The 26,263-nt window shown below is 67.5% G+C and carries 27 protein-coding genes; 10 read left to right on the forward strand and 17 right to left on the reverse strand.

Going from position 1 to position 26,263, the window contains the following annotated elements:
* The first annotated feature begins 86 nt into the window (after positions 1 to 86).
* Positions 87 to 413: a hypothetical protein gene (locus BUE42_RS18930; RefSeq protein ID WP_143171596.1), complete on the forward strand. Its 327-nt coding sequence runs from the start codon at positions 87 to 89 to the stop codon at positions 411 to 413.
* A 12-nt stretch (positions 414 to 425) separates the two neighbouring features.
* Here the strand turns inward: BUE42_RS18930 and BUE42_RS18935 are convergent, their stop codons facing one another.
* Positions 426 to 938 (reverse strand): DUF1993 domain-containing protein, encoded by a 513-nt coding sequence (locus BUE42_RS18935; RefSeq protein WP_073466804.1) that lies wholly within the window; start codon positions 936 to 938, stop codon positions 426 to 428.
* A 104-nt stretch (positions 939 to 1,042) separates the two neighbouring features.
* On the opposite strand from BUE42_RS18935, the gene BUE42_RS18940 reads away from it, so the two are divergent.
* The 3 genes from BUE42_RS18940 to BUE42_RS18950 are packed head-to-tail and all read left to right on the forward strand — an operon-like array spanning position 1,043 to position 3,167.
* Positions 1,043 to 2,050, forward strand: coding sequence for a D-2-hydroxyacid dehydrogenase family protein (locus BUE42_RS18940; RefSeq protein ID WP_073466805.1), 1,008 nt, complete (start codon positions 1,043 to 1,045; stop codon positions 2,048 to 2,050).
* Positions 2,047 to 2,619 carry a chromate transporter gene (locus tag BUE42_RS18945; protein WP_073466806.1) on the forward strand — a complete coding sequence of 191 codons (573 nt, stop codon included), beginning with the start codon at positions 2,047 to 2,049 and terminating at the stop codon, positions 2,617 to 2,619. Before BUE42_RS18940 ends, BUE42_RS18945 begins: the two co-directional genes overlap by 4 nt.
* An 11-nt stretch (positions 2,620 to 2,630) precedes the next feature.
* Complete coding sequence (locus BUE42_RS18950) at positions 2,631 to 3,167, forward strand: chromate transporter (protein ID WP_073466871.1); 537 nt, start codon at positions 2,631 to 2,633, stop codon at positions 3,165 to 3,167.
* 499 nt (positions 3,168 to 3,666) lie between these two features.
* On the opposite strand, the gene BUE42_RS18955 is transcribed toward BUE42_RS18950, so the two are convergent.
* The 7 genes from BUE42_RS18955 to BUE42_RS18985 all read right to left on the reverse strand — a co-directional run bounded on the left by BUE42_RS18955 (position 3,667) and on the right by BUE42_RS18985 (position 11,049).
* Positions 3,667 to 4,122, reverse strand: a complete 456-nt coding sequence (locus BUE42_RS18955; RefSeq protein ID WP_073466807.1) for a hypothetical protein — start codon at positions 4,120 to 4,122, stop codon at positions 3,667 to 3,669.
* A 236-nt stretch (positions 4,123 to 4,358) separates the two neighbouring features.
* Positions 4,359 to 4,985, reverse strand: a complete 627-nt coding sequence (gene upp, locus BUE42_RS18960; RefSeq protein ID WP_073466808.1) for a uracil phosphoribosyltransferase — start codon at positions 4,983 to 4,985, stop codon at positions 4,359 to 4,361.
* 20 nt (positions 4,986 to 5,005) lie between these two features.
* On the reverse strand, positions 5,006 to 5,752 hold the full coding sequence (gene rlmB / locus BUE42_RS18965) for a 23S rRNA (guanosine(2251)-2'-O)-methyltransferase RlmB (RefSeq protein WP_073466809.1): 747 nt from the start codon (positions 5,750 to 5,752) through the stop codon (positions 5,006 to 5,008).
* A gap of 33 nt (positions 5,753 to 5,785) precedes the next feature.
* A complete protein-coding gene (locus tag BUE42_RS18970; RefSeq protein WP_073466810.1) occupies positions 5,786 to 6,148 on the reverse strand; it encodes a response regulator in 363 nt (120 codons plus the stop codon).
* 37 nt (positions 6,149 to 6,185) lie between these two features.
* On the reverse strand, positions 6,186 to 7,334 hold the full coding sequence (locus BUE42_RS18975; RefSeq protein ID WP_073466811.1) for a sensor histidine kinase: 1,149 nt from the start codon (positions 7,332 to 7,334) through the stop codon (positions 6,186 to 6,188).
* Between the two features lie 2 nt (positions 7,335 to 7,336).
* On the reverse strand, positions 7,337 to 10,162 hold the full coding sequence (locus BUE42_RS18980) for a response regulator (protein ID WP_073466812.1): 2,826 nt from the start codon (positions 10,160 to 10,162) through the stop codon (positions 7,337 to 7,339).
* A gap of 158 nt (positions 10,163 to 10,320) precedes the next feature.
* Positions 10,321 to 11,049, reverse strand: a complete 729-nt coding sequence (locus tag BUE42_RS18985) for an acetyltransferase domain-containing protein (protein WP_073466813.1) — start codon at positions 11,047 to 11,049, stop codon at positions 10,321 to 10,323.
* 182 nt (positions 11,050 to 11,231) lie between these two features.
* On the opposite strand from BUE42_RS18985, the gene BUE42_RS18990 reads away from it, so the two are divergent.
* The 5 genes from BUE42_RS18990 to BUE42_RS19010 all read left to right on the forward strand — a co-directional run bounded on the left by BUE42_RS18990 (position 11,232) and on the right by BUE42_RS19010 (position 16,693).
* Positions 11,232 to 12,455: an ABC transporter substrate-binding protein gene (locus BUE42_RS18990; protein ID WP_143171602.1), complete on the forward strand. Its 1,224-nt coding sequence runs from the start codon at positions 11,232 to 11,234 to the stop codon at positions 12,453 to 12,455.
* 100 nt (positions 12,456 to 12,555) lie between these two features.
* A complete protein-coding gene (locus BUE42_RS18995; RefSeq protein ID WP_073466815.1) occupies positions 12,556 to 13,437 on the forward strand; it encodes a carbohydrate ABC transporter permease in 882 nt (293 codons plus the stop codon).
* A gap of 22 nt (positions 13,438 to 13,459) precedes the next feature.
* Positions 13,460 to 14,317 carry a carbohydrate ABC transporter permease gene (locus tag BUE42_RS19000; protein WP_073466816.1) on the forward strand — a complete coding sequence of 286 codons (858 nt, stop codon included), beginning with the start codon at positions 13,460 to 13,462 and terminating at the stop codon, positions 14,315 to 14,317.
* 28 nt (positions 14,318 to 14,345) lie between these two features.
* The gene (locus BUE42_RS19005; protein WP_073466817.1) at positions 14,346 to 15,413 is read left to right on the forward strand and encodes an ABC transporter ATP-binding protein; all 1,068 of its coding nucleotides are present in this window, start codon (positions 14,346 to 14,348) and stop codon (positions 15,411 to 15,413) included.
* A gap of 68 nt (positions 15,414 to 15,481) precedes the next feature.
* Entirely contained in the window at positions 15,482 to 16,693 is a 1,212-nt protein-coding gene (locus tag BUE42_RS19010; RefSeq protein ID WP_073466818.1) for an AGE family epimerase/isomerase, read from the forward strand.
* 300 nt (positions 16,694 to 16,993) lie between these two features.
* On the opposite strand, the gene BUE42_RS19015 is transcribed toward BUE42_RS19010, so the two are convergent.
* From BUE42_RS19015 to mnmH, 7 genes are all read right to left on the reverse strand, one after another.
* Entirely contained in the window at positions 16,994 to 17,527 is a 534-nt protein-coding gene (locus BUE42_RS19015; RefSeq protein ID WP_143171597.1) for a hypothetical protein, read from the reverse strand.
* Entirely contained in the window at positions 17,527 to 17,709 is a 183-nt protein-coding gene (locus tag BUE42_RS32335) for a hypothetical protein (RefSeq protein WP_143171598.1), read from the reverse strand. Before BUE42_RS32335 ends, BUE42_RS19015 begins: the two co-directional genes overlap by 1 nt.
* Positions 17,710 to 17,843: 134 nt before the next feature.
* Positions 17,844 to 18,659, reverse strand: coding sequence for a phosphonate ABC transporter, permease protein PhnE (gene phnE, locus BUE42_RS19020; RefSeq protein WP_073466820.1), 816 nt, complete (start codon positions 18,657 to 18,659; stop codon positions 17,844 to 17,846).
* Positions 18,656 to 19,498 (reverse strand): PhnE/PtxC family ABC transporter permease, encoded by an 843-nt coding sequence (locus BUE42_RS19025; protein ID WP_073466821.1) that lies wholly within the window; start codon positions 19,496 to 19,498, stop codon positions 18,656 to 18,658. The genes phnE and BUE42_RS19025 overlap by 4 nt, the downstream gene beginning before the upstream one ends.
* On the reverse strand, positions 19,495 to 20,322 hold the full coding sequence (locus BUE42_RS19030) for a phosphonate ABC transporter ATP-binding protein (protein ID WP_083614267.1): 828 nt from the start codon (positions 20,320 to 20,322) through the stop codon (positions 19,495 to 19,497). Before BUE42_RS19030 ends, BUE42_RS19025 begins: the two co-directional genes overlap by 4 nt.
* On the reverse strand, positions 20,319 to 21,188 hold the full coding sequence (locus BUE42_RS19035) for a putative selenate ABC transporter substrate-binding protein (protein WP_073466822.1): 870 nt from the start codon (positions 21,186 to 21,188) through the stop codon (positions 20,319 to 20,321). The genes BUE42_RS19030 and BUE42_RS19035 overlap by 4 nt, the downstream gene beginning before the upstream one ends.
* Positions 21,189 to 21,206: 18 nt before the next feature.
* A complete protein-coding gene (gene mnmH, locus BUE42_RS19040; protein ID WP_073466823.1) occupies positions 21,207 to 22,253 on the reverse strand; it encodes a tRNA 2-selenouridine(34) synthase MnmH in 1,047 nt (348 codons plus the stop codon).
* A gap of 39 nt (positions 22,254 to 22,292) precedes the next feature.
* Between mnmH and selD the strand changes: the two genes are divergently transcribed.
* Entirely contained in the window at positions 22,293 to 23,357 is a 1,065-nt protein-coding gene (selD, locus tag BUE42_RS19045) for a selenide, water dikinase SelD (protein ID WP_073466824.1), read from the forward strand.
* A gap of 82 nt (positions 23,358 to 23,439) precedes the next feature.
* Here the strand turns inward: selD and BUE42_RS32340 are convergent, their stop codons facing one another.
* Together BUE42_RS32340 and BUE42_RS19050 are read right to left on the reverse strand one after the other, a co-directional pair.
* Positions 23,440 to 25,035: a hypothetical protein gene (locus BUE42_RS32340; RefSeq protein WP_143171600.1), complete on the reverse strand. Its 1,596-nt coding sequence runs from the start codon at positions 25,033 to 25,035 to the stop codon at positions 23,440 to 23,442.
* A gap of 151 nt (positions 25,036 to 25,186) precedes the next feature.
* Positions 25,187 to 26,191 (reverse strand): LysR family transcriptional regulator, encoded by a 1,005-nt coding sequence (locus BUE42_RS19050; protein ID WP_083614268.1) that lies wholly within the window; start codon positions 26,189 to 26,191, stop codon positions 25,187 to 25,189.
* Between the last annotated feature and the right edge of the window lie 72 nt (positions 26,192 to 26,263).

Genomic DNA, 26,263 nt, shown 5'->3' on the forward strand with positions numbered 1-26,263 from the left:
ACCGGCCGCTGTACAGAATGCCAGGGCACCTACACCAGCGTGCGCGCCAGCCGAAAGCCATGCCAGTGAAGACACCCGCCATCGCCATGAAAACTGCACGACTTTCGCCCGAGCTCGACGCCTCTCTGCAGAACATCCCCGGGATGCCGCAGGAGCGATTGGCCCGGGTCGCCGCGCGCCGTGTCTTCGTCGAGATGAAGCAGTGCTTCATGGAATCGGCGGCGGGCCTGCAGGGGGCGTCGGCCGCGCTGCTGAAGCGCCAGCTGCGCATCGCCGGCGACATCGGCGAGCTGCTCGAACTGAGCGACACGCTGCTGGCCGTGCTGCCGCCCGAGGAGCGCAAGGCGGTGCGGCGCCAGCTCGACGCCGCCTTCCCGATGGCCGGCCGCGACACGGAGTTCGTTCCGCTCTGACCGGCTGCCGCCTCAGGGTTGCAGCGGCCCCAGGTAATCGCTTTTCCCCAGCTCGACGCCGTTGTGGCGCAGCAGCGCGTAGATCGTCGTCGCGTGGAAGAAAAAGTTGGGCAGCACGAAGGTGCGCAGGTAGACCTCGCCCTTCAGCGTCAGCGGGCCGTCGCGGCGCGGGATCGTCACGTCGCGGTCGTCGCTGCCGATGATCTTCTCGGACGGGATCGATTCGAGGAAGGCCACCGTCTTCGCGATGCGCTCGCGCAGCTCGGGCAGCGTCGTCTCCACATCGTCGAACTTCGGCGACTCGATGCCGGCCAGCCGGGCGGCACCGAACTTCGCGGCATCGCTGGTCAGCTGCACCTGCCGCGTGAACGACAGCATGTCGGGCGACAGGCGCGTGCCGAGCAGCACGGCGACATCGAACTTCTTCGCCTGCGCATGGGCTTCGGCCTTGTCGAGCCACTTGCCGATGTTGCCGAGGGTGCGCAGGAAGATCGGCACGCTGGCCGAGTACATGGTGAGGGACATTGTTCGTCTCCGGGTTTGGGGTGTGGGGGCGGATGCTAGCCTTCCTGGCTGCACCGTGCCGGCATGGGGTGGCTGCGCCCCGCCGAGCATGCACAATCAAAGCCGTGAACATCATCATCCTCGACGACTACCAAGATGCGGTCCGCAAGCTCAAGTGCGCCCAGCGCCTGGAGCAGCTGAATGCCAAGGTGTTCACCAACACCGTCAAGGGCATCGGCCAGCTGGCGGTGCGCCTGCGCGACGCCGAAGTGCTGGTGCTGATCCGCGAACGCACCCAGTTCCCGCGCCAGCTGCTCGAAAAGCTGCCGAAGCTGAAGCTGATCTCGCAGACCGGCCGCGTCGGCTCGCACATCGACCTCGAGACCTGCACGCGGCTGGGCATCGCGGTGGCCGAGGGCGTCGGCTCGCCGGTCGCGCCGGCCGAGCTGACCTGGGCGCTGATCATGTCGGCGATGCGCCGGCTGCCGCAGTACATCGGCAACCTGAAGCACGGCGCGTGGCAGCAATCGGGCCTGAAATCGGCCTCGATGCCGCCGAACTTCGGGCTCGGCATGGTGCTGAAGGGCAAGACGCTCGGCCTGTGGGGCTACGGCAAGATCGGGCAGATGGTGGCCGGCTACGGCCGGGCGTTCGGCATGAACGTCGTCGTCTGGGGCAGCGAAGCCTCGCGCGAGAAGGCGCGGGCCGACGGTCACCAGGCCGCCGAATCGCGCGAGGCCTTCTTCGAGACCTGCGACGTGCTGTCGCTGCACCTGCGGCTGGTCGACGAGACCCGCGGCATCGTCGGTGCCGACGACCTCGCCCGCATGAAGCCGACCGCGCTGCTGGTCAACACCTCGCGCGCCGAGTTGGTCGAAGAAGGCGCGCTGGTGTCGGCGCTGAACCGCGGCCGCCCCGGCATGGCGGCGGTCGACGTGTTCGAGAGCGAGCCGATCCTGCAGGGCCACCCGCTGCTGCGGCTCGAGAACGCGGTGTGCACGCCGCACATCGGCTATGTCGAGCAGGACAGCTACGAGCTCTACTTCAGCGCGGCCTTCGACAACGTCGTGAACTTCATCAATGGCACGCCGACGAAACTGGTGAACCCCGAAGCGCTGCGAGTCATCCGTTGAGCGAACCGCTGCCCGCGCTGCGCCAGCCGGGCTCGCTCGGCGAGCTGTTCCGCGTCTTCAACCGGCTCGCGCTGCAGGGCTTCGGCGGCGTGCTGGCCGTCGCGCAGCGCGAGCTGGTGGAGCGCGAACGCTGGCTCGACCGCGACGAGTTCGTCGAGATCCTGTCGGTCGCCCAGGTGCTGCCCGGGCCGAACATCGTGAACCTGTCGCTGATGATCGGCGACCGCTTCTTCGGCCTGCGCGGCGCATTCACCGCGCTGGCCGGCATGATGCTCGCGCCGCTCGTCATCGTGCTGGTGCTGGCCGCGCTGTACGCGCGGGCGGCGCAGCACCCGCTGGTCAGCGGCGCGCTGCGCGGCATGGGCGCGGTGTCGGCGGGGCTGATCATCGCGACCGGCCTGAAGCTGGCCGTCAGCCTGAAGCGCAACGAGATGGGCCTGCCGCTCAGCCTCGCGATCGGCGCCTGCACCTTCGTGATGGTGGCGCTGATGCGCTGGTCGCTGATCTGGGTGCTCGCGGGGCTGGGCTCGCTGGGCATCGCGGCCGCCTGGTGGAGGCTGCGCAAGTGACTGAGTTGGGCATGCACGGCTTGAGCGTCGGCGACCTGCTCGCGCTGTTCACCCACTTCCTGATGCTGAGCCTGCTGGCGGTCGGCGGCGCGATCACCACCGCGCCCGACATGCACCGTTACGTGGTCGGCGAGCGGCACTGGCTGAGCGACGACCTGTTCACCGCGTCGGTCGCGCTGGCGCAGGCGGCGCCGGGACCGAACGTGCTGTTCGTCGCGGTGCTCGGTTTCAATGCGGCGGGCCTTGCGGGCGCTGCTGCCACGCTGCTGGGGATCATGCTGCCGTCGACCACGCTCGCGCTGTGGGCGACGCGCTGGAGCCATTCGCGGCGCGACACGCTGGGCGTGCGGGCGTTCAAGACCGGCCTCGCGCCGCTGACGCTCGGCCTGCTGCTGGCCACCGGCTGGATCCTGGCCGATCCGGTGCGCGACCGGCCCGCGGCGATCGTGCTGATCGGCGTGACGGTCTTGGTGATGTTGATGACGCGGCTCAGCCCGCTGTGGCTGGTGGCGCTCGGCGCCGTCGTCGGTGCGCTGGGCTGGGTCTGATTCGCAGGTTGAAGGGCTTGCGTAGTTTTGCGCGAGCAAAGGCGCGGGCGGGGGGTGTGGGGCTCGCCGGCCAGTGCACCGTCCCTATTGGCGCTCCCCACACCCCCCGCCCGCGCCTTTGCCGAGGCAGTGGCTCGATGCGTAGAAAACACGCGCGACTCTTAGCCCGGATGCCCATCCGGGGACCAACCTTCACTTCAGTGTTTCAACCCCCAAAGGAGCACGGCGTCTCGCAAAGGCGCGTGCGGGGAGGCTGTGGAGCGCCAATAGGGACGGGGCGCCGGAGCTGGCTGGTTTGATGGCCCCGCGCGAAGCGCGATCGTGAACTGACTGTCGCCGACTGTTTGACCACAACGAACGAAGTGAGTGACGGGAGTTTCGGCGACGGGCCATCAAACCAGTCAGCGGAGCGGAGTCGATGCGCCCCCCGGGGGCGCGTCGACCGCCCCGTCCGGCGCGCCACAGCCTCCCCGCACGCGCCTTTGCCGCGCAGACCCGATCAGGACAGCGCTTCAGCCACCAGCGCCGGCAAATCAGCCAGGTCGTGCAGCAGTTCCGGCGACAGCCCCTCGGGCAGTTCGTCGAGCGCCGCGCCGCGCCACATCACCTCGGTGCTGCCGTTCGCGCCGCGCTGCACCACCACGCGCAGCAGCAGGTCGGGCGACGCATCGGAACTGGTCATCAGCACCGGCGTGCCGCCTTGCGTCGATTCGAAGACGATCACCAGGCGCTGGCGATCATTGTCCTCGCCGACGCTCTGCTGCAGCCGCACCAGCACCGGCATGCCATGCCGCTCGGCGCAGGCTTCGATGCGCTGCACCGTCTCGGTCACGCCGAACCGGCTCACGCTCGCTCGCGTCAGCCGCTCCTCGGCACCAAAGGCGCGCGAACCACCCAGGGCTGCGACGATCATCGCAATGCCACCGGTCATCCAGAAACGAAACGGGCTCTTCATCGGGGGTCTCCCTCGGGTCACCGACAGACGATAGGGGTCGAACAGCGGTCCTTCAAGGGTCTGAATGTCACTCAACGTCGCTCCACAGTTAACGACGGTGTCGCGACCGTCACACCGTGCTCAGCACGAACGCAGAGTGTGGCCTGAAGCGGTGACGCTTTGGTGAACGGCCCCCGAGCAATAGGGATATCCAACGAACATTCATGCGGCACTGCAGCACGCTGCAGGCCGCGAATTCACTTGGTCCCGAAGATCTTGTCGCCGGCGTCGCCGAGGCCCGGGATGATGTAGCCGAGTTCGTTCAGGTGGCTGTCGATCGACGCCGTCCAGCAGCGCACGTCGGGGTGGGCTTGCTGCAGTGCAGCGACGCCCTCCGGCGCGGCCACCAGCACCAGCGCGCGGATGTCGGTGCAGCCGCGGCGCTTCAGCAGGTCGATGGTCGCGATCATCGAGCCGGCGGTGGCCAGCATCGGGTCGACGATCAGCGCGGTGCGCTCGTCGAGGTGGCCGACGAACTTCTCGAAGTAGTGCTCCGGCTGCAGCGTCTCGTGGTTGCGCGACAGCCCGACGACGCTGATCTTCGCGTTCGGAATCATGTCGAGCACGCCATCGAGCATGCCGAGGCCGGCCCGCAGGATCGGCACCACCGTCACCTTGCGGCCGCTGATCTGGTCGATCTCGACCGGACCGCTCCAGCATTCGATCGTCGTCTTGGTCAAGGGCCAGTCGGCCGTGGCCTCGTAGGCGAGCAGCCGCGCGAGCTCGTGGGTCAGCTCGCGGAACTTCTTGGTCGAGATGTCGGCCTCGCGCAGCAGGCCGATCTTGTGTCGCACGAGCGGGTGGTTGACGGCAATGGTCGGCATGGCGTGCTCCGGTGCGCGGGTCAGTCGGCTTGTTGCTTCATCCGCTGCCGCCCGGCCTCGTACAGGCAGATGCCGCTGGCCACCGAGACGTTCAGGCTCTCGACCGCGCCGCGCATCGGCAGCCGCACCAGCACGTCGCAGGTCTTGCCCGTCAGCTGGCGCATGCCGCTGCCTTCGGCGCCGAGCACCAGCGCGACCGGTCCGGTCAGGTCGATGTCGTACAACGACTGCGCTGCGTCATCCGACGTGCCGACGATCAGGATGTCGCGTTCCTTCAGCTCATTCAAGGTCCGTGCCAGGTTGGTGACCATGAAGTAGGGCACCGTGTCGGCCGCGCCGCTGGCCACCTTGGAGACGGTGGCATTGATGCCGACCGCATGGTCCTTCGGTGCGATCACCGCATGCGCGCCGGCGCCGTCGGCCACCCGCAGGCAGGCGCCCAGGTTGTGCGGGTCGGTGATGCCGTCGAGCACCAGCAGCAGCGGGACCTCTTCGACGGCGTCGAGCGTGTCGTCCAGCGAATGGCTCATCGCCATCGCCTCGACCCGCGCGACCACGCCCTGGTGGCGGTGCGAGCCGCACAGCTTCTGCAGGCGGTCGTCGTCGCTGTCGATCAGCTTGGCGCCGGCCTCGGTCGCCCGCTCGACGAACTGCCGCATGCGCTGGTCGCGCCGGCTCGGGTCGACGTGGATCTCGAGGATGGACTTGGGCGCGGTCTTCAGCCGCACGGTGACGGCGTGGAAGCCGAACAGGATCTTGTTGCTCATGGGGCGATGGTACGGCCAGCGCCGTGCGGCGGGTCAGGCGAGGTGGCGCTGCACCAGGCCGACCAGCTCGGCGTAGTCGAAGGGCTTGGCGAGGTAGGCGTCGAAGCCGGACCGCAGGATGCGCTCCTCGTCGCCCTTCATCGCCAGCGCCGTCAGCGCGATGATCTTCAGCCCCGCCGTCGTCGGCCCGGCGCGCAGCAGCCGCGTCGCCTCCAGGCCGTCCATCCCTGGCATCTGGATGTCCATCAGCACCAGGTCGGGCAGGTGCTCGCGCGCCAGCCGCACGCCCTCCTCGCCGCCCTCGGCACACAGCACCTCGTGCCCGCCCTTCTGCAGCACCAGCTGCGCGAGCTTGCGGTTCTGTGCGTTGTCTTCGACGACCAGGATGCGTGCCATGGTGTGTTGTCCTCGCCTTGTGCTCGTGTCGCCCGTGTCAGGCGGATGCTGGCGCCGCCGGCAGCGGCGGCAGCGTGAAGTAGAAGGTGGCGCCCCGGCCCGGTGCCGATTCGGCCCAGATGCGCCCGCCGTGCTTGGTCACGACCCGCTGGGCAATCGCCAGGCCCACGCCGTTGCCGGGGAACTGCGAGCCGGGGTGGAAGCGCTGGAACGGCCGGAACAGCCGCTCGCCGGCCGCCGCGGCGTCGAAGCCGGCACCGTTGTCGCGCACGCAGAACGCCGCATCGCCCACCGTGCCGGCGCGCCGCAACTCGATCTGCGGCGCCGCGGCCCCAGCGCTGTACTTCCACGCATTGCCCAGCAGGTTCGACAACGCGACACGCAGCAACCCCGGGTCGCCCTGCACCGTCAGGTCGTCATCATGGCGCCACGCCACCTGGCGCTGCGGCTGCGCCTGCGCCAGCTCGCCGACGATCTCGCCGGCCATCGCCGCCAGGTCGACCGGCTCGGATTGCATCTCGGTGCGCGACATGCGCGCCAGCACCAGCATGTCGTCGATCAGGCGGTTCATGCGCTGGGCCGCGCCCTGGATGTGGCCCAGGAAACCCTGGCCCTTGGCATCGAGCGAATGCCCGTGGCCCTGCTGCAGCAACTGCGCGAAGCCGGCGATCTGCCCGAGCGGCGTGCGCAGGTCGTGCGACACCGAATAGCTGAACGCCTCCATCTCGGCATGCGCGCTGCGCAGCTCGCGGTAGGCACGCTCCATCGCGATCGATTGCGCCTCGGTCTCGCGGCGCATGCGGTGCAGGCGCACGAACACCGCGACCTTGGCGCGCAGGATCTCCGGCACGATCGGCGACAGGATGTAGTCGACCGCGCCGATGCGGTAGCCGGCGAAGGTGTCGGCCTCATGGGTGTAGATCGCCGAGACGAACACGATCGGCACGTCGGCACCGCCCGGCAGCTCGCGCAGGCGGCGCGCCACGTCGAAGCCGCTGATGCCGGCCAGGTGCACGTCCAGCAGCACCATCGCCCACGAGCGCTGCGCGAAGCGCTCGAGTGCTGCCTCGCCGCTGTCGACGGTGTGGATCTCGGCCCCCATGTCCTGCAGCGTCGCGCGGTACAGCCTCAGGTTGGCCGGGTTGTCGTCGACGACCAGGATCGAGGGCGTGGCACCATGGTCCATCGTCATGTCCGTCGCGGCCGTCCCTTGGCCAGCGCCCGCTTCACCTCGGCCAGCAGGCTGGCCGGCTGGAACTCGGATTTCTCCATCACCTGCTGCACGCGCCCGCTCAGCAGCGCGCGGTCCTGCACCGTCAGCAGCTTGGCGGTCAGCACGATGATCGGGATGTCGGCGGTGTCGCTGCGCCCGCGCAGCGCCTCGATCACGTCGAAACCCGACAGCTGCGGCATCATCAGGTCGAGCACGATCAGTGCCGGCCGCTGCTGGCGCACCACCTCCAGCGCCTCGCGGCCGCTGTAGGCCAGCATCGGCACGAAGCCGGCCGACTGCAGGTGCTTGCCGACCAGCGTGACGGCCTTCGGATCGTCGTCGACCACCAGCACGCGCGCCCCCGGCAGCTGCCCTTCCAGGCCGACCGCCGCCAGCGCGGCCAGCAGGTCGTCCTTCGAGACCGGCTTGGTCAGCACCTGCGAGGCGCCGAGCGCGAAGCCGCGCCGCGCCTCGGCGGTGATCGACACGATGACGACCGGGATGTGCCCGGTCTGCGCCTGCTCCTTCAGCTGCGACAGCAGCTCCCAGCCGTCGCGGCCGGGCAGGATGATGTCGAGCACCAGCGCGGCCGGCATCAGGGCCGCGGCCCGCGTCAGCCCTTCTTCGGCGCTGCGCGCGACCTCGACGCGGTAGCCGTTGGATTCGAGCTGGGCGCGCATCAGCGTCGCGGTGCGCGGGTCGTCCTCGACGACCAGGATCAGCGGCGCATCGGGCTCGATCTCGCGCGGCTTGCCGTTCGGCGGCGGCAACACGACCGGCTCGGGCGGCGCCTGCTCGCGCTGCGCGCGCTCCGCGTCGTCGCCCGCCGGCCGCCACGGCAGCCAGACCACGAAGGTGGTGCCGACGTTCGGCGTGCTGCGCAGCATCAGCCCGCCGCCATGCAGTTCGACCAGGCGCTTGACCATCATCAGCCCGAGGCCGGTGCCTTCGTATTCGCGCGACAGCGACGAATCGATCTGCACGAAGGGCTGGAACAGCCGCGTGATGCCGTCGGGCGCGATGCCGATGCCGGAATCCTCGATGCGGATCTCCAGGAACGACGGCAGCGTGCGCTCGGACGGCCGGAAGACGCGTGTGTCCTGCGCCTCCAGCACGCCGTCGACATCGGCGCGCGCGACGCGCTGCATCGCCAGCGTGACCACGCCGCCCTCGGGCGTGAACTTGATCGCGTTCGACAGCAGGTTGAAGACGATCTGCTTGGACTTGCGCAGGTCCAGCTGCAGGCTGCCGAGGTCGGGCGCGCACACCGCGTTCAGCCGCAGGCGCTGCGTCGACGCCTTCTCGCGCATCAGCGAGACCGCGCTGGTCATGACGTGCGACGGCTCGGCCACGCCCAGCTCGAGCGGCATGTGCCCCGACTCGACCTTCGACAGGTCGAGGATGTCGTTGATCAGGCTCAGCAGGTGCCGGCCGCTGACGTGGATGTCGTTCGTGTATTCCAGCTGCTCGGCGTTCATCTCGCCGGCCAGGCCGTCCTTCATCAGGCCCGAGAAGCCGATCACCGCGTTCAGCGGCGTGCGCAGCTCGTGCGACATGTTGGCCAGGAACTCGCTCTTCATGCGGTTGGCCTTCTCGAGCTCGGCGTTCTTGATCTGGATGTCTTCGCCGCGCACCCGCAACTGTTCGGCCAGCAGGTTCAGCTCCTGCAACTGGCCGAGGTTGTGCAGCGCCACCGCGAACTGCGCGCACAGCCGCTCGATGAAGCCGCGGTCGCGCGTCGACAGCGGCGCCGACGCGGCCAGCGCAAGCACGCCGATCAAGCGCCCCTGGTAGCTGACCGGGGAAATGAGCAGCGCGGCCGGGCGCAGCGTCGCCAGCCCGGTCTCGATGCGCAGCCCGCTCGCTTCGTCGAAGCGGTCGAAATACGCCGGCCTGCCGCTGCGCGCCACCGCGCCGACCGCGCCGTCGTCGATGCGCAGCACGCTCTTCAGGTCGGCCGGCGCGTTGTGCCGCGCCACCGTGCGCAGCACGCCGCCCCATTCCTCGTGCTCGTAGAACACGGCCACCGGAAACAGCGGGTTCTCGCCGATCAGCGCCAGCGTCTCGGCCAGCACCACCTCGCGCGTCGACTGCGCGTTGTAGAGCGTCAGCGCGCGGGCGTGCAAGGCGTCGTAGCGGCGCTCTTCGGCGACCGCTTGCTCGGCGCGCTGGCGCGCGGCCCAGTCGAGCCGCAGCCGCCAGGCGATCACGCCCAGCAGCAGCACCAGCGCAACCAGGAACACGACGAAGGTGGTGACCGTGGATTGCGAGCGCTGGTCTTCGACGCCCTCGCGCTCGGCGAGCAGCCGCCGTTCCTCGGTGTTGATCTGGTCCAGCAGCGCGCGGACGCGGTCCAGGCGCCGCACGCCGCGCGCGACCCGTTCGTCGAGCGACTGCGGCGTCTCGCTGGGCAAGCGCGCCTCGTTCTCGTGGAAGATCTGCACGCGCGCCGCGATCTCGCCGCGCAGCTCCGACACCCGCGTCTGCTGCTGCGGGTTGTCGGCGGTGAGCCACGCGAACTGGCGCAGCCCGGCGTCGATCACGGCCAGCGTGGCGTCACGCTCCTCGAGGTAGACCCGGTTGCCGCTCGCGATGAAGGCGCGCTGCGCCGCCTCGCTGCGGTAGATGTCCGACTGGATGTCGGAGGTCACGCTGATCACCTGCTGGGTGTGGCTCACGAAGGCCGAGGCCTCGAGCGTCTGGCGTGCGAAGTTCCATCCGATGGCCGCGAGGCTGAGGATGGCGGCCACCGCCACCAGAAAGCCCGCCGTCGCGAGCTGCTGAACCGACAAACGCGTCATCCGTTCTCCGATGCGCGCCTTCTCGAGAGCCTCCTCGAACTACCGGAGGTCATCGGACGACGTCGTTGGACCATCGTGACCATCCCGCCGACCGATGCGGCGAAGAGCGAGTCACCGGTGTATCACAGGTTGCGGCGTTTCGTCGGCGCGTGCGCAGGTCAGCGGCGCAGCATCGTCACCGCCAGCAGCAGGCCGATCAGCACCGGCTGGTGGAGCATGTAGAAGCTCAGCGACCAGCGCCCGAGCACCGCGAACGGGTGCAAGGCCTTCGGCAACGCGCCGGTGACCCACTCGCGGTGGTTCGCGAGCACCCATTGGCCGGCGGCCAGGCCCCACCACATCACGCCGATCCACGGCAGCACCGGCACGTAGTCCTCGGTCACCGGCTTGTGCGTGATCAGGCCGATCCAGTTGGTGAGCCGGGTGTCGAACCACGGGTGCTGCAGCAGCCGCGGCAGCGCGATCGCCACCGCGCCCAGCAGCCACAGCCAGCGGCCGGCATTCGCGGTGACGCGCGTGACGATCAGCATCACCGCGATGCCGTGCAGCACGCCGAAGTAGATGAAGCTGCGCGGGAACATCAGATACGAACCCGCGCTGACCAGCAGCGCACAGCCCGCCACCTGCGCCCAGCGGCGCCAGAAGCGCGGCCAGCCCTGGCCCTGTTCCCACGCGACCGCCTGCCCGAAGCCGGCGCAGAACAGGAACAGCGTGACGATGCAGGTGCGCTGGGTGAGCCAGAACGGATCCGACGTGAAGCTCTGCCGGATGAAGTGGTAGTAGTTCAGGTCGAAGCAGAAGTGGAACGCGGCCATCCACAGGATGGCGACCGCGCGCAGCGCGTCGAGGCGGTCGAACCGGGCGGGCGAGTAGGAAGGCGCGTTCATGAGGCTCGCGATTGTGCGTGACCTGCGTGACCCCGGGAAAGTCCTAGGTTCATGTTCTATTGTTAGGACATTAATGAAACATTAACATCGCCACCGCTTGATACGTCAGGCTCCATAACTCTGACCCCCAGGAGACATGCATGTCGATTTCCCAACGTACCGTGCGCGGCTTGAGCCTCGCGATGATGGCCGCCGGCCTGATGACTGCCACGCTGGCGCAAGCCGGCGAGGTGGAAGTCCTGCACTGGTGGACCTCGGGCGGCGAAGCCAAGGCGGCCGCCGAACTGAAGGCCACGATGCAGTCGAAGGGCCACACCTGGAAGGACTTCGCGGTCGCCGGTGGTGGTGGCGATTCGGCGATGACGGTGCTGAAGTCGCGTGTGGTGTCGGGCAATGCCCCGGCCGCGGCGCAGATCAAGGGCCCGTCGATCCAGGAATGGGCCAAGGAAGGCGTGCTCGCCAACATGGACGACGTCGCCAAGGCCAACAAGTGGGACGACCTGCTGCCCAAGGCCATCGCCGACGGCCTGAAGTACCAGGGCCACTACGTCGCCGCGCCGGTCAACGTGCACCGCGTGAACTGGCTGTGGGCCAACCCGGAAGCCTTCAAGAAGGCCGGCGCCAAGGTGCCGACCACCTGGGACGAGTTCTTCGTCGCCGCTGAAGCGCTGAAGAAGGCCGGCATCATCCCGATCGCCCACGGCGGCCAGAACTGGCAGGACTTCACCACGTTCGAGGCGGTCGCCCTGGGCGTCGGCGGTGCGGACTTCTACAAGAAGGCACTGGTGCAGCTCGACGCCGGCTCGCTGAAGAGCGCGACGATGGACAAGGTGCTGACGACCTTCCGCAAGGTCAAGGGCTACACCGACAAGAACGCTCCGGGCCGCGACTGGAACCTGGCCACCGCGATGGTGATCAAGGGCGAGGCCGGCATGCAGATCATGGGCGACTGGGCCAAGGGCGAGTTCCTGGCTGCCGGCAAGGTCCCGGGCAAGGACTTCACCTGCGTGGCCGCCCCCGGCACCGCGAAGTCGTACACCTACAACGTCGACAGCTTCGCGCTGTTCAAGCTGAAGGATCCGGCCAACCAGAAGGCCCAGCAGGACCTGGCCACCGCGATCATGTCGCCGGAATTCCAGGAAGTGTTCAACCTGAACAAGGGCTCGATCCCGGTTCGCCTGGGCATGGACCTGAAGAAATTCGACGATTGCGCGAAGACCTCGGCAGCCGACTTCGTGTCGACCTCGAAGGCCGGCACGCTGGTTCCGTCGATCGCCCACGGCATGGCCGTTCCTTCGGCTGCCGAAGGCGCGATCAAGGACGTGGTGTCGCAGTTCTGGAACGACGACAAGATCACGTCGGCCCAGGCGCAGGACCGCCTGGTCGCTGCGGCCAAGACGAAGTAATCAGGCTTTAGCCCTGCCTCGGACGGCGCCCTTCGGGGCGCCGTCTTCCTGTTGCACGGGGATGGCGCACCATTCGCGTCTCGCCCCGGTTGGCCCGCTCATGAAATCCTCCGCCTCTGTTCGCCTCAGCCAGTGGATGCCCAAGCTGGTCGTCGCTCCGTCATTCCTGCTGGCCTTCTTCTTCATCTACGGCCTGATCGCGTGGAACGGCTACCTCTCGCTGTCGGCCTCGCGCCTGCTGCCCAACTACGAATTCATCGGGCTGGAGCAGTACACCAACCTGTTCGCGAGCGAACGCTGGTGGGTCGCGCTGAAGAACCTCGGCATCTTCGGCAGCCTGTTCATCTTCTTCGGCATGGCCATCGGCCTGCTGCTCGCGATCCTGCTCGACCAGAAGATCCGCGTCGAAGGCGTGCTGCGCACCGTCTACCTCTACCCGATGGCGCTGAGCTTCATCGTCACCGGCACCGCCTGGAAGTGGATCCTGAACCCCGGTCTCGGCCTCGAGAAGGTCCTGCAGGGCTGGGGCTTCGAGAACTTCCATTTCAGCTGGCTGATCGACCCGGACATGGCGATCTACACCGTGGTCATCGCGGGCGTCTGGCAGAGCGCCGGCTTCGTGATGGCGCTGTTCCTGGCCGGCCTGCGCGGCATCGACGACTCGATCCTGAAGGCCGCGCAGATCGACGGCGCGAGCCTGCCCCGCATCTACTGGCGCATCATCATCCCGAGCCTGCGGCCGGTCTTCTTCAGCACGCTGATGGTGCTGAGCCACCTGGCGATCAAGAGCTTCGACCTGGTGATGGCGCTGACCGCCGGCGGCCCCGGCTACGCGACCGACATGCCCGCCACCTTCATGTACACGATGGCGTTCTCGCGCGGCCAGATCGGCCTGGGCGCGGCATCGGCCACGGTCATGCTGGCCACCGTGGCGGCGCTGGTCGTGCCCTACCTGTATTCGGAATTGCGCGTCAAGCGCTGAGCGGGCGCTGAGAGAACAAGACATGGGAAACAAATTCAACTGGCACCGCGCGGCGCTGTGGTCCGTGCTGCTGCTGTTCGCGGTGGTCTTCCTGATGCCGATGTACGTGATGCTCACGACCTCGCTGAAGGACATGAACGAGGTGCGCGAGGGCAACCTGCTGTCGCTGCCCTCCGCGCCCAGCTTCGCGTCGTGGGCCAAGGCCTGGTCGACCGCCTGCACCGGCATCGACTGCGGCGGCTTGAAGCCGTTCTTCTTCAACTCGGTGCTGATGGTGCTGCCGGCGGTGGCGGTGTCGACCTCGCTCGGCGCGATCAACGGCTATGTGCTGAGCAAGTGGCGCTTCCGCGGCAGCGAGTTCATGTTCGCGATGATGCTGTTCGGCATGTTCATGCCGCTGCAGGTGGTGCTGCTTCCGATGTCGCAGGTGCTCGGCTGGTTCGGCATCGCGAGCTCGATCTGGGGGCTGGTGGCGGTGCACATCATCGCCGGCCTGCCGTCGACGACGCTGTTCTTCCGCAACTACTACGTCGGCCTGCCGGACGAGCTGATCAAGGCGGCGATGCTGGACGGCGCGGGCTTCTGGCGCATCTTCTGGCGCATCGTGCTGCCGCTGTCGACGCCGATCGTGGTCGTCACGCTGATCTGGCAGTTCACGAACATCTGGAACGACTTCCTGTTCGGCGTGGTGTTCTCGGGCGGTGCATCGAAGCCGATCACCGTCGGCCTGAACAACCTGGCCAACACCTCGAGCGCGGTGAAGGAATACAACGTCGACATGGCGGCCGCGATGATCGCCGCGCTGCCGACGCTGTTCGTCTACATCGTCGCAGGCAAATACTTCGTGCGCGGCCTCACCGCCGGCGCCGTCAAGGGCTGACCGGCCCGGGCTTCAAAGAGAAAACGTCATGGGTGCACTTTCAATTCGCAACGTCCGCAAGAGCTACGGCCCGGTGGAGATCCTCAAGGGCATCGACATCGAGGTCGAGAACGGCGAGTTCCTGATCCTGGTCGGCCCGTCCGGCTGCGGCAAGAGCACGCTGCTGTCGATGATCGCCGGGCTGGACACGCCCACCTCGGGCAGCATCCACATCGCCGACCGCGACGTGACCTACGCGCTGCCCAAGGACCGCGACATCGCGATGGTGTTCCAGAGCTACGCGCTGTACCCGAACATGAACGTCGGGCAGAACATCGCGTTCGGGCTGGAGATGCGCAACGTGCCGAAGGCGCAGCGCCAGGAGGCGATCCAGCGCGTCTCGAAGATGCTGCAGATCGAGCACCTGCTCGACCGCAAGCCGGGCCAGCTGTCGGGCGGCCAGCGCCAGCGTGTCGCGATGGGCCGGGCGCTCGCGCGCAACCCGAAGCTGTTCCTGTTCGACGAGCCGCTGTCGAACCTGGACGCGAAGCTGCGCGTCGAGATGCGCGCCGAGATCAAGCTGCTGCACCAGCGCACCAAGACCACCACCGTCTACGTGACGCACGACCAGGTCGAGGCGATGACGCTGGGCGACCGCATCGCGGTGATGCGCGACGGCCTGGTGCAGCAGTTCGGGACGCCCGATGACATCTACTCGCGCCCGGCGACCCGCTTCGTGGCCGAGTTCATCGGCTCGCCGGCGATGAACATCATCGACAGCCAACGGGCGGCCGACGGCCTGGCCGCGCACGGCGTTCCGCTGCTGCTGAACGATGCGCAGCGCGGCGCGCTGCAATCCACCAACGGCGCGGGCATCAGCTACGGGCTGCGGCCGGAGAGCCTGTCGTTCGACGACCAGGGCCTGCCGGGCACGATCAGCATGCTGGAGCCGACCGGGCCGGAAACCTACGCGATGGTCGAGACGGCGGTCGGCAAGCTGACCGCGCGCGTGGCCGGCAAGGTGCACCAGCACGTGGGCGACAGCGTGCACCTGCGCTGGCAGCCGGAAGACGCGCACCTGTTCGACGCGAAGAGCGAGCAGCGCGTGGTGGGGTGAGGGCCATGGGGTGAAGCTCGTGAGTTGATGTGACCACCGTCCGCAGGGACGAAGCGAGGAGGCAGTGCATGACACCGATCATCGACTTCCGCTCACCCGACTTCCTGCGCCGGCACATCCTCCACACGATGTCGTTCTACGAGGGCCGCAGCCGCGACCCGAGCGGCGGCTTCTTCCACTTCTTCAAGGACGACGGCAGCGTCTACGACCGCGAGACGCGCCACCTCGTCAGCAGCGCGCGCTTCGTGTTCAACCATGCGATGGCGGCACGGCATTTCGGGCGGCCCGAGTGGCGCGAGGCCACGCGCCACGGGCTGCGCTTCTTGCGCGATGCGCACCGTGATGCCGACACCGGCGGCTACGCGTGGCAGGTGCGCTGGCACGGTTCCGGTGGCAACTACGGCGAGCGCGACGTGCTCGATGCGACCAACCACTGCCACGGCCTGGCGTTCGTGCTGCTGGCGCATGCGCAGGCGCTGATGGCCGGCATCGAAGACGCCCGGCTCGGCCTGCACGAGACCTTCGGGCTGATGGAGCAGCACTTCTGGGAGCCGGCGCACGGGCTGTACGCCGACGAGGCGAGCGCCGACTGGAAGCTCGCGCCCTACCGTGGGCAGAACGCGAACATGCACGCCTGCGAGGCGATGCTGGCGGCGTTCGAAGCCACCGGCGAGCAGCGGTTTCTCGATCGGGCCGAGACGCTGGTGCGCTCGGCGACGCAGCGGCTCGCGGCGCTGGCGCACGGGCTGGTCTGGGAGCACTACCGGCTCGACTGGTCGATCGACTGGGACCGGCACGGCGACGACCGGCGCAATACCGTCCGGCCCTGGGGCTTCCAGCCGGGGCACCACGCCGAGTGGGCGAAGCTGCTGCTGATCCTCGACCGGCACCGGCCGAGCGACTGGCTGCTGCCGCGGGCGCGCGAGCTCTTTGCGGCGGCGACGCAGCACACCTGGGATGCGAAGCACGGCGGGCTGTTCCATGGCTTCGCGCCGGACTTCAGCGTCTGCGACACCGACAAGTATTGCTGGGTGCAGGCGGAGACGCTGGCGGCCGCGGCGTGCCTGGCGGTGCGCACCGGCGAGGGCGGGTACTGGGATTGGTACGACCGCATCTGGGACCACAGCTGGGCGCACTTCGTCGACCACGAGCATGGGGCGTGGTACCGGATACTGTCGCACGACAACCGGAAGTACAGCGACGAGAAGAGCCCGGCTGGCAAGACGGATTACCACACGATGGGGGCTTGCTACGAGGTGCTCTTGGCGCTGGGTGGGTGACGTTCTTGCTTGGCGCGTGCGGTGTGGCGGGCGGTGGCTGGCGGGGGCTCATGCCGGGGCGGTCGGCGCTGGCGCGCCGACTTCACGAGAAGCACAGGGCCTGAGGGCGCATCGCCAAACTCCCGCCGCTCACTGCGTTCGCTGTGGTCAAACAGTGGCGATGAGTCAGTCCACGAAGCGCGCTGCGCGCGCCGCCCTCAGACCCTGTGCTTCTCGTCGCCTCAGAAATCGCCCCCGCCAGACCGCCCGCCACACCGCACGAACCGCGAGTGTTCGGTCGTCGCCCGCGGCGCGCAATGATCAAAGAATCAGTTTGGCAAGACGAACGAGTCCGAGCAGTACGGCGTTCACGCCGGCGTGCAGGGCGAAGATGAACCAGAACCGGGATGGGAGCGGGACGCTCTTCTCCTTCAAGACGAAGAAGCAGTGAACCAGCCAGATGAAGGGCCAAGCGACCGCGATGGATTTCTCCCACCGGTCGGGGTAGCCGTGAGCCAGAACCAGCGGCGTTGCCGAAATCACGCAAACGAGCCAGTGCGATCGAACGGCTTGCGAAATGAGATGCGCCGGATAAAGCAGCACGCAGTTCTCGACCAAAGGCGCAAAGACGCAGAGCAGAAATACCGCACGCAGCCAGTGATCAGACTCGAAGATTTCGACGCTCTCGGGAGCGGGTGAAGCAGAGAAAACGACGCTCAGAACTCCGCCGATCATCAAACCCGGAATCAGGCATACAAGCAGGTTGGCAACGAAGGACCGCACTGACATCCCAATGGGAACGGCGCCCCCTGAAAAGGGGCCGGAGGCGCGAAACACATCCAGCCCCTTTTTCATCAGAACATGTCACCCATCGGGGTCGTGTTCCCATAGTTGGGTGGCTGACCATTGCCGGCAAATTGAGACAGCGCACCTGCCGCCTTCTCAATACCACTCCAGATCACTCCGGCGATGAGGCTGTCACGTACGCCACCTGAGCCAGACACCTGTTCGATTTCTTCTTGAGTCAGATCCTGCATGAGTTCTCCATATCGATAGAGACAGTACCGGCTGCCACCGTACATCGCTTGCCCTTTCAGGCTGCGGCGGAGTGTAGAAATCCGGCCCTGTTGGGGTCAACCGGTCCAGATGAACCGCTTGCAAACGAGCGAATTCAGCGGTTCAACGCCCGCCGCGCTGCGTACGACAACGCGTCGACGACGGCCACCAGCGCGATCATCGCGAGCAGCACCGTGCAGGTCTCGTGCATCTGGAACAGGCCGAGGTGGAAGTACAGCATCTGGCCCAGGCCGCCGGCGCCCACCACGCCCAGCACCGCCGCGGCGCGGATGTTGTTCTCCCAGCGGTACAGGCTGTACGACAGCAGTTGCGGCAGCACCTGCGGCAAGGTCGCCCACAGGAAGACGCGCACGCGACCGGTGCCGCGCACACGCAGCGCCAGCGCCGGGCCGGCGGCCGCGTTCTCGATGCTCTCGGCGAACAGGCGGCCCAGCACGCCGGTCGTGTGCAAGGCCAGCGCCAAGGTGCCGGGGAACGGGCCCAGCCCGGCCGCGATCAGCAGCAGCGAGGCCCACACCAGCTCGGGGATCGAACGCAGCGCGTTCAGCAACAGGCGCGCACCGGCGTGCACCACGCGCGCCGCGGCACCGCCACGCGCACTCGCCGGCAAGGCCACGCACAGGCCGACCCCTGCCGCGAGCACCGTGCCGAGCAAGGACATCGCCAGCGTCTCGCCCGCCGCGACCAGCGTGCGGCGCAGGAACGCCGGGGCCGTCTCCGGCGGAAAGAAGCTAGCGCCGAACGACGCCAGCTTCGCCAGCTCGGCCGGCGCGAGGAACTCGCGCCAGTGCAGGTCGAGCGTCGCGAAACTCGCCACCACCAGCGCCAGCACGCCGGCCAGCACCAGCAGCCCGCGGCGGCGCGACGAGGTCGGGGGTGGCAGCACGCTGGTCTCGCTCATCGCCTTCATCCCATCACCCGCCGCAACACCGCGCTCACGCGGTCGCTCAACCACACCAGCCCAACGAACACCAGCAGGATGGCGCTCACTTCACTGCCGGCGAACACCTTCGTGGCGCTGTCGAGCAGCTGGCCCAGCCCGCCCGCGCCGACGAAGCCGAGCACCACCGACGAGCGGATCGCGCACTCCCAGCGGTACACCGTGTAGCTGACCAGCTCGCCGGCGCACTCGGGCAGCGCGCCGAACAGCAAGGCCTGCAGCCGCCCGCTGCCGTTGCGCAGCAGCGCCTGCGTGGCCGCAGGGTCGCTGCTTTCCAGGATGTCCGCATACACCTTGCCCAGCATGCCGCCGTAGGTGATCGCGATCGCCAGCACACCCGAGGTCGGCCCCAGGCCCACGGCCCGCACGAACAACAGCGCCCACACCAGCTCGGGAATCGAGCGCAGCACCACCAGCACCCAGCGCACCACCTGCCGAAACGCCATCGGCAGCGGCCCCATGGTCGCGGCCAGGCCGCTGAGGGACAGGCGAGCCGTCGACAGCAGCGCCAGCGGCACCGCCAGCAGCCACGCGAGCGCCAGGCCCGCCGTCGCGATCGCGACGGTGCGCCAGGTTTCGCGCAGCAGCTCGGCCAGGAAATCGGCATCGTGCTTCGGCGGCACGAAGTCGGCGACGAACTTCCAGGTCGCGCGCAGGCTGCGCGCCTCCAGCAAGGTCGCCGGATTGAACTCGGTCCACACCAGCACCGGCCACGCGAGCACCGCCGCCACCAGCAACCACGACACCCTGCGCAGCAGCGCCGGGTCGTGCAACGCGGCACCGGTCGGACGCATGGCCTGCCCGATCATCGGCACATGCTCTCGGGCAACGCGTCGGGGGCCGGCATCGGGTCGGCCGGCGCGCTCCCCGGCAGCTCGCCGGCGTACAGCTCGCGCAAGCCGGCATCGTCCAGCCCGGTCGCCGGGCCGTCGTACACGCAGACGCCGGCACGCAGCGCGACGATGCGCTCGAAGCGCTCGCGCGCCACGTCGACCTGGTGCAGGCTGCAGACCAGCGTGCGGCCGTCGCGCCGCGCGGCACCGAGCAGCGCATCGATCACGCCGCGCGCGCGGGTCGGGTCCAGCGCCGACAAGGGCTCGTCGACCAGCCACAGGCTCGCCTGCGACACCAGCGCGCGCGCCAGCCCGACACGCTGCCGCTCGCCACCCGACAGGCGGTCGACGCGCAGCCACAGCTTGTCGGCCAGGCCCACCTCCGTCAGCGCCGCCTGCGCGAGCCCCGCGTCACGCGGACTCCACAGCGTGCGCAGGCTCTGCAGCAGCCCCATCGCCGGCAGCCGCCCGGCCAGCACCGCCGTGACGACACGCTGGCGCGGCGGCAGCGGTGGCACCTGCGGCGCGAGGAACAAGCGGCCGCGCATCCGGCGCAGGTCGCGCGCCGGCATCGCCCACGGATCGCGGCCGAACAGCGACACGCTGCCGCTCGCCGGCCGCACCGCGCAGGCCAGCGCCATCAGCAGGCTGGTCTTGCCCGCGCCCGAGGCCCCGATCACCGCGACCTGCTCGCCCGCCGCGATGCGCAGGTCCAGCCCACGCAACGCGAGGCCCGGCACGCCCGGCGCCGCCGGGGCCGACAGGCCGCGCAGCTCGACGGCCGCTGCAGCTTCGTTCACTTCAGCAGGCCGGCGTTCTCTGCCGCGGCCTTGATGCCGACGTAGTTCTCGGGCTTGGTCGCAATGAAGCGGGTCGCGCGCTGCAGGCCCAGGATTTCCTTGCCTTCCGGCGTGGCCGGGTCGAGCGCGAGGAAGGCCTGCTGGATCTTGTTGCGCAGCTCGGCCGGCATGTCGGCATGCACCGTCCAGTTGTAGTCGTAGTAGGCCGGCGTCGTGAAGAACACCTTCACCTGGCTGGTGTCGACCTTCTTGTCGGCCACGAACTTCTCCCACACCGAGATGTTCAGCGCGCCGGCGTCGACCTTGCCGCTGGCCACCGCCGCGATCGTCGCGTCGTGCGCGCCCGAGAAGCTGACGCGCTTCAGGTCGGCGTCGGGGTTGATCTTCGCGGCCAGCAGGAAGCTGCGCGGCATCAGGTGGCCCGAGGTGCTCGAGGCCGAGCCGAAGCTCAGCGTCTTGCCCTTCAGGTCCTCGAGCTTCGCGATGCCGCTCTGCGCATCGGTGATGAAGACCGAGCGGAAGCGCTCGTCTTCCTCGCGCTGCACCAGCGGGATCACCTTGCCGTTCGAGCGCACGCTCGCCTGCACGAAGGTGAAGCCGCCGAACCAGGCCAGGTCGATCTTGCGGTTGACCACCGTCTCGACGGCCGCGGCGTAGTCGGTCACCGGCGTCCACTCGACCTTCATGCCGAGCTTGCCCTCCAGGTACTTGCCGAGCGGTGCGAACTTGCGCGCCAGCTCGGTCGGCGATTCGTCGGGGATCGCGGTGACGCGCAGCACGCCGGGCGTGGCGGTCTGCGCCGCGGCGGTGCCGGCGATCAGCGCGAGCGAGACGGTGGCGAACAGGTGGTGGAGCGAGCGTTTCATCGGTGGGATCCAGGGGGTTCAGGAAAGGGAGGCGATGCGCCGCGCGAGTGCCGCGATGCCATCGGGAGAGAGGTCGTCGGCCTCGACGCGTTGCGCCTGGCCGATGCGTTCGAACTGCCGCCCTTGCGAGCGGGCGTAGAGCGGATCGTAATGCTGGGCCATCAGCGCCTCGAACAGGGGCGGCAGCTCGCGCCGCAGCGCCCAGCCCTGCCAGCTTGCCAGCGTCTCTTTCGGCAGAAGTTCACGCAGGCCGCCGAGCTTGTCGGCCAGGCGCTGCGGGTCGTCGCCCAGCCAGGCGTAGTCGCGCAGCAGGTAGGCGAGCCGGGCCTCGCGCGTCGCGGCGATCTCGACGATCGGGCTCGCGCGCAGGCGCTGCAGCAGCGGCTCGGGGACGCTGAGCCGGCCGATGCGGCGGCTCTCGGCCTCGACCCAGATGCGGCGCGACGGATCGAGCGCGTCGAGCGCGTGCAGCAGCTGCGTCTCGAAGCCCTTCTGCGACGGCTGTTCGGTGCCGGGCAGGTCGCCGAGCACCGAGCCGCGGTGGGCGGCCAACGCCTCGAGGTCGAGCACCTGCTCGCCCTGCTCTGCCAAGGCGTGCAGCACGCGCGTCTTCGCGCTGCCGGTCGGGCCGCACAGCACGCGCAGCGGCAGCGCCGGCGCGCGCGTGGCCAGTTCGCTGATCACGTGCGCGCGCCACGACTTGTAGCCGCCCTTCAGCTGCTGCGCATCCCAGCCGACCAGCCGCAGCCAGTTGACGAAGCTGCCGCTGCGCATGCCGCCGCGCCAGCAGTAGAGCAGCGGGCGCCACTCGCGTGGCTTGTCGCGCATCAGCAGGTCGAGGTGGTCGGCGATGTTGCGCGCCACCATCGCGCCGCCGATCTTGCGGGCCTCGAAGGCCGACACCTGCACGTAGGTGGTGCCGACGATGCGGCGCTCGTCGTCGCTGAGCACCGGGCAGTTGATCGCGCCGGGGATGTGGTCGAGCGCGTACTCGGCCGGCGTGCGCACGTCGATCAGCACGCTGAAGGCGGGCAGGTCCTCGACCGTGGTGGGCTTGTGGCTCAAGGGCGTGCCCTCAGGCGTTTTTTGATCGACACTTCAACGATGACCGAACCCATTCGACTCACTTCCTTCTCGCATGGTGGTGGCTGCGGCTGCAAGATCGCACCCGGCGTGCTGGCCGACATCCTCGCGCGCGCGCCGCAGGGCCTGGTGCCGCCCGAGCTGATGGTGGGCACCGAGACCGCCGACGACGCGGCGGTGTACCGGCTGAACGATCAGCAGGCGCTGGTGGCCACCACCGACTTCTTCACGCCGATTGTCGACGACCCGCGCGACTTCGGCCGCATCGCGGCGACGAATGCGATCTCCGACATCTACGCGATGGGCGGCACGCCGATCATGGCGCTCGCGCTGGTCGGCATGCCGCTCGACAAGCTGCCGCCGGCGGTCATCGGCGCCATCCTCGAAGGCGGCGCGAGCATCTGCCGCGAGGCCGGCATCCCGATCGCGGGCGGCCATTCGATCGACGTGCTGGAGCCGATCTACGGGCTGGTCGCGCTCGGGCTGGTGCACCCGGATCGCGTGCGCCGCAATGCCGATGCGCGCGACGGCGACGTGCTGGTGCTGGGCAAGCCGCTCGGCGTCGGCATCCTGTCGGCGGCGCTGAAGAAGGGCTTGCTCGATGCGACGGGGTATGCCGAGATGATCCGGCACACGACGCAGCTGAACCGCGTGGGCAGCGAGTTGGGCGGGCTGGACGGCGTGCATGCGATGACCGACGTGACCGGCTTCGGGTTGGCGGGGCACTTGCTGGAGGTGTGCCGGGGGTCGGGGCTGGCGGCCGAGCTGGACTTCTCCGCGCTGCCCTTGATCGAATCGGCCGCGATCCATGCCCGCAACGGCATCGTGACCGGTGCGTCGGCGCGCAACTGGGCCGGCTATGGCGCCGACGTGACGCTCGCGCCCGAGCTGCAGCCATGGCAGCAGGCGCTGCTGACCGATCCGCAGACCAGCGGGGGACTGCTGGTGAGCTGCGCGCCTGAGGCGGCGGCGCAGGTGCTGGCGCGATTTCATGCCACGGGGTTCGGGCAGGCTGCGGTGATCGGGCGAATGCGGGCGGGGTCGCCGCGATTGGAGATCAGAGCCAGCACACCCCGTTTGCCCTGAGCACATCAGGTCCTTGAAGGGACCCGGCGGTTGCAAAGAAACTCCGTTTCGCGGTACTGCCTCGCATGGGCGCAGCGAATCATCAATGCCGAAGCGCTTTATTCACCTTTTTCGAGAAATCCGACTTCTTCAGAAAATCATTCAAATTTTTCACTATCTTTTTTCGATCCCTCCCGTACTTGGGATTTCCCTTCCCCGCCTCCTGGAGAGACCAATTCTCAACCAATTCACAACTGGCTTTGAGCGTCGCATGAAGATTCCTCATCGCGTCGGGATCGTTCTCAGCATTACATCGTGCATACAGGGCGCGAATCAACCGCTTGCTATTATCAGGTTGAAAATGAATATAGTAACCTGTCAATCTGCAAAGACTGTCAAACTGTTGCTTCCTCAGAGTGACATCACCTGTCATCGCGGGATTCAACACCTCCCAACCATGATTTCCGAGCGTCGCCCCTCGCAACTTCTCCAGTCGCACCCATGAATTTTCAATAGTGGCATCACCATATCTGGCAGAATAATCGCCATTTTCTATGGCATGCTGAAGCATGCTAGCAATATCTTCCCGTTCTTCGCTCAGTCCATCGTTCCTCTTTTGAAGGGCTAGCGTGCCACCGTACAAGTCATAGACATCACTCAGTGACCTACCCATGTCTTCAATTTCCCCCTTGTCTTCAGTTCTGTTGCAGACATCGATAAGAAACTTCACCACTGGCCCTGCGTTCTGAGGTGCGCTGACAGCAAGATCCTTGGCGACTCCGGCGAGATTCGCGAATTTCCGCTTCCTTGTTTCAGAATCAGCCTCGCTTGACAGCGAGCGCGGACGCCAGCGCCCCCCGCGCCCCCGTTCAGCCGCGCCCGCAAAATACGCCGGCCGCCATGCTTGGTCCATCTTTTCCTCTTTACTGAATTTCTTGCCGTCAACAGGCGGCAGTTTGAAATATAGGCACAATCCGGCGCGGAACTCACCTGAAAGCTTGATTTTCAGCTTGGCATCAGGATGACTGATGGAAAACAAATACACCTGTTGGGCCATGATGTCAGGTGCATGCCGATCTGTACAAGAGATGTCCGACAAATCTACCACCCCCGCCTCGGACGCGGAGGCGTTTTTCAAACGAAGCCGGACCTCGTCCTCCAAGGAATCAAGGGGCAACTCTCGCGAGGAAGTCTCAGGCTCCACCTCCTCCGCCCAGACAAATGACAATTGCTCATTATTTTTCTGCGGCTCACTGATTCTCTGAAACGCCTGAACGGCCTTATTCAAATGTTCCGCCCATGAAAATTCCTGCAAGTCTTTACGACCATCTCGGTATTTCCACTTCGTTGCCCATTGTTTTGCGAACGCGGCGACATCGCGCCACTCACATCGCTCGCCTCTGAGGAAACATTGAAAGGCTTTTATCTCGACAACGCCGTCAGACCCAAGTGTCGACTTGAGCATATCTCGCGTCGAAGGCTGCAGAAGATAAGAGAATTTCTCAACATCGTCGAAATCCCCCTGGGAATGCAGAAGTGCATTCGCCTTGTGGGTATTACCGCTGAGAAATGCGTAGCCTATGTGTGAATTGAGCCTCTTTGCGGCCTTTCGCAAATCGGCGGTACGCTCTCGAAAGGGAGATTTTGGAGGCTCAGAATGAGCCCGCTGGTGGATTGGTCGATCACTGACTTTTTGCATCACTACAGCCTTGTTGGGCAACGGTTCACGGGACGAATTTCCATTTCGCCAGCGTTGTGCCGGGCTCCATGGCCCCCTCTAAGTCGCACGCGCGCTCAAGGCGTTCCAAAGACTTTTGTCCTCGACGCTTCCGTGTCGGCTCAGCAAGGCGTCATTCGGCCGATGTGCCACGCACCTTGATCGCCCGGTTCATTTCCTCGAGCGTCACGGTGCGAGCCGCCTTGCCAAACATGCCTTTCAGTTCGGTGACAGAGTCGTTGGGCATGTCATCGAACTTCTTCGCCAGGAAATCCACCAGCGCCCTGACCCGCCCCGGCACGAAGCGGCCGCTCGGCAGCAGCGCGTGCAGCGGGTAAGGCTCGGTCTCCCACTCGGGCAGCAGCGGCACCAGCGCACCGTTGAGCAGGTCGCCGCGAATGTCGATCTGCGACTTCAGCAGCACCCCTGCCCCTGCCACCGCCCATTCGCGGGCCAGCGAGGCATCGTCGACGGTGCGGTCGCCCTTGACGCGCACCTCGACCCAATGGCCGTCGCGACCGAAGCGCCAGCCGCGGAAGTTGCGCCCACCGCGGTCGAAGGTCAGGCAGTTGTGCTGCAACAAGTCTTGCGGCACCTGCGGGGCGGGATGCCGGCGCAGGTAGTCGGGCGATGCACACAGCACCGGCCGCGCCGGCACCAGCAGCCGCGCGACCAGACCCGAGTCGGCCGGCGTGCCGTAGCGCAACGCGACATCGACATCGTCGCGCACCACGTCCTTCGGGCGATCGCCGACCGACAGCGACAACTGCAACCCGGGATGCGCCGCGAGGAACTCGCTGAACCACGGCAGCAGCGTCGTGCGCGTCAGGTCCGAAGGCGCCGCGACGCGCAAGCTGCCGACCAGCGCACCGCGCTCTTCCGTCACCTGCGATTCGCCCTCGGCCAGCAGCTCGAACGCGCGGGTCGCATAGCCGAGCAGCGTCTGCCCTTGCGCCGTCAGCCGCATCGCGCGCGTCGAGCGCTCGAACAGCCGCGTGCCGAGTTGCGTCTCCAGCCGCTTCAGCATCGCGCTGGCCGCCGCCGGCGTGATGCCGAGCGCCGCGGCGGCAGCCGTCAGCGAGCCGCCCCGCGCGGTCTGGATCAGCACGTCGAAGTCCGCGATATTGCCAACTTTCATTTGAAATTGATACTTTCTGAGGAGTCTTATCAATCGATGGTTGCGATTCTAGAGTTCGGGCCTCACTCACTG

The organism is Rhizobacter sp. OV335, from assembly GCF_900142965.1.
GTDB lineage: Bacteria > Pseudomonadota > Gammaproteobacteria > Burkholderiales > Burkholderiaceae_C > Rhizobacter.

Bases quoted from the DNA above. Each gene is read 5' to 3' on its own strand.
- BUE42_RS18975 (WP_073466811.1), bottom strand. From the start codon at position 7,334: ATGGACCATGGTGCCACGCCCTCGATCCTGGTCGTCGACGACAACCCG.
- BUE42_RS18970 (WP_073466810.1), bottom strand. From the start codon at position 6,148: ATGGCACGCATCCTGGTCGTCGAAGACAACGCACAGAACCGCAAGCTC.
- BUE42_RS19010 (WP_073466818.1), top strand. From the start codon at position 15,482: ATGACACCGATCATCGACTTCCGCTCACCCGACTTCCTGCGCCGGCAC.
- BUE42_RS18985 (WP_073466813.1), bottom strand. From the start codon at position 11,049: ATGAACGCGCCTTCCTACTCGCCCGCCCGGTTCGACCGCCTCGACGCG.
- BUE42_RS19025 (WP_073466821.1), bottom strand. From the start codon at position 19,498: ATGATCGGGCAGGCCATGCGTCCGACCGGTGCCGCGTTGCACGACCCG.
- BUE42_RS18990 (WP_143171602.1), top strand. From the start codon at position 11,232: ATGATGGCCGCCGGCCTGATGACTGCCACGCTGGCGCAAGCCGGCGAG.
- BUE42_RS19035 (WP_073466822.1), bottom strand. From the start codon at position 21,188: ATGAAACGCTCGCTCCACCACCTGTTCGCCACCGTCTCGCTCGCGCTG.
- rlmB (WP_073466809.1), bottom strand. From the start codon at position 5,752: ATGAGCAACAAGATCCTGTTCGGCTTCCACGCCGTCACCGTGCGGCTG.
- BUE42_RS32340 (WP_143171600.1), bottom strand. From the start codon at position 25,035: ATGCAAAAAGTCAGTGATCGACCAATCCACCAGCGGGCTCATTCTGAG.
- BUE42_RS19015 (WP_143171597.1), bottom strand. From the start codon at position 17,527: ATGAAAAAGGGGCTGGATGTGTTTCGCGCCTCCGGCCCCTTTTCAGGG.
- BUE42_RS18995 (WP_073466815.1), top strand. From the start codon at position 12,556: ATGAAATCCTCCGCCTCTGTTCGCCTCAGCCAGTGGATGCCCAAGCTG.
- BUE42_RS19050 (WP_083614268.1), bottom strand. From the start codon at position 26,191: ATGAAAGTTGGCAATATCGCGGACTTCGACGTGCTGATCCAGACCGCG.
- BUE42_RS18980 (WP_073466812.1), bottom strand. From the start codon at position 10,162: ATGACGCGTTTGTCGGTTCAGCAGCTCGCGACGGCGGGCTTTCTGGTG.
- BUE42_RS32335 (WP_143171598.1), bottom strand. From the start codon at position 17,709: ATGCAGGATCTGACTCAAGAAGAAATCGAACAGGTGTCTGGCTCAGGT.
- selD (WP_073466824.1), top strand. From the start codon at position 22,293: ATGACCGAACCCATTCGACTCACTTCCTTCTCGCATGGTGGTGGCTGC.
- BUE42_RS19005 (WP_073466817.1), top strand. From the start codon at position 14,346: ATGGGTGCACTTTCAATTCGCAACGTCCGCAAGAGCTACGGCCCGGTG.
- BUE42_RS18950 (WP_073466871.1), top strand. From the start codon at position 2,631: ATGCACGGCTTGAGCGTCGGCGACCTGCTCGCGCTGTTCACCCACTTC.
- BUE42_RS19000 (WP_073466816.1), top strand. From the start codon at position 13,460: ATGGGAAACAAATTCAACTGGCACCGCGCGGCGCTGTGGTCCGTGCTG.
- phnE (WP_073466820.1), bottom strand. From the start codon at position 18,659: ATGAAGGCGATGAGCGAGACCAGCGTGCTGCCACCCCCGACCTCGTCG.
- upp (WP_073466808.1), bottom strand. From the start codon at position 4,985: ATGCCGACCATTGCCGTCAACCACCCGCTCGTGCGACACAAGATCGGC.
- BUE42_RS18935 (WP_073466804.1), bottom strand. From the start codon at position 938: ATGTCCCTCACCATGTACTCGGCCAGCGTGCCGATCTTCCTGCGCACC.
- BUE42_RS18955 (WP_073466807.1), bottom strand. From the start codon at position 4,122: ATGAAGAGCCCGTTTCGTTTCTGGATGACCGGTGGCATTGCGATGATC.
- BUE42_RS18930 (WP_143171596.1), top strand. From the start codon at position 87: ATGAAAACTGCACGACTTTCGCCCGAGCTCGACGCCTCTCTGCAGAAC.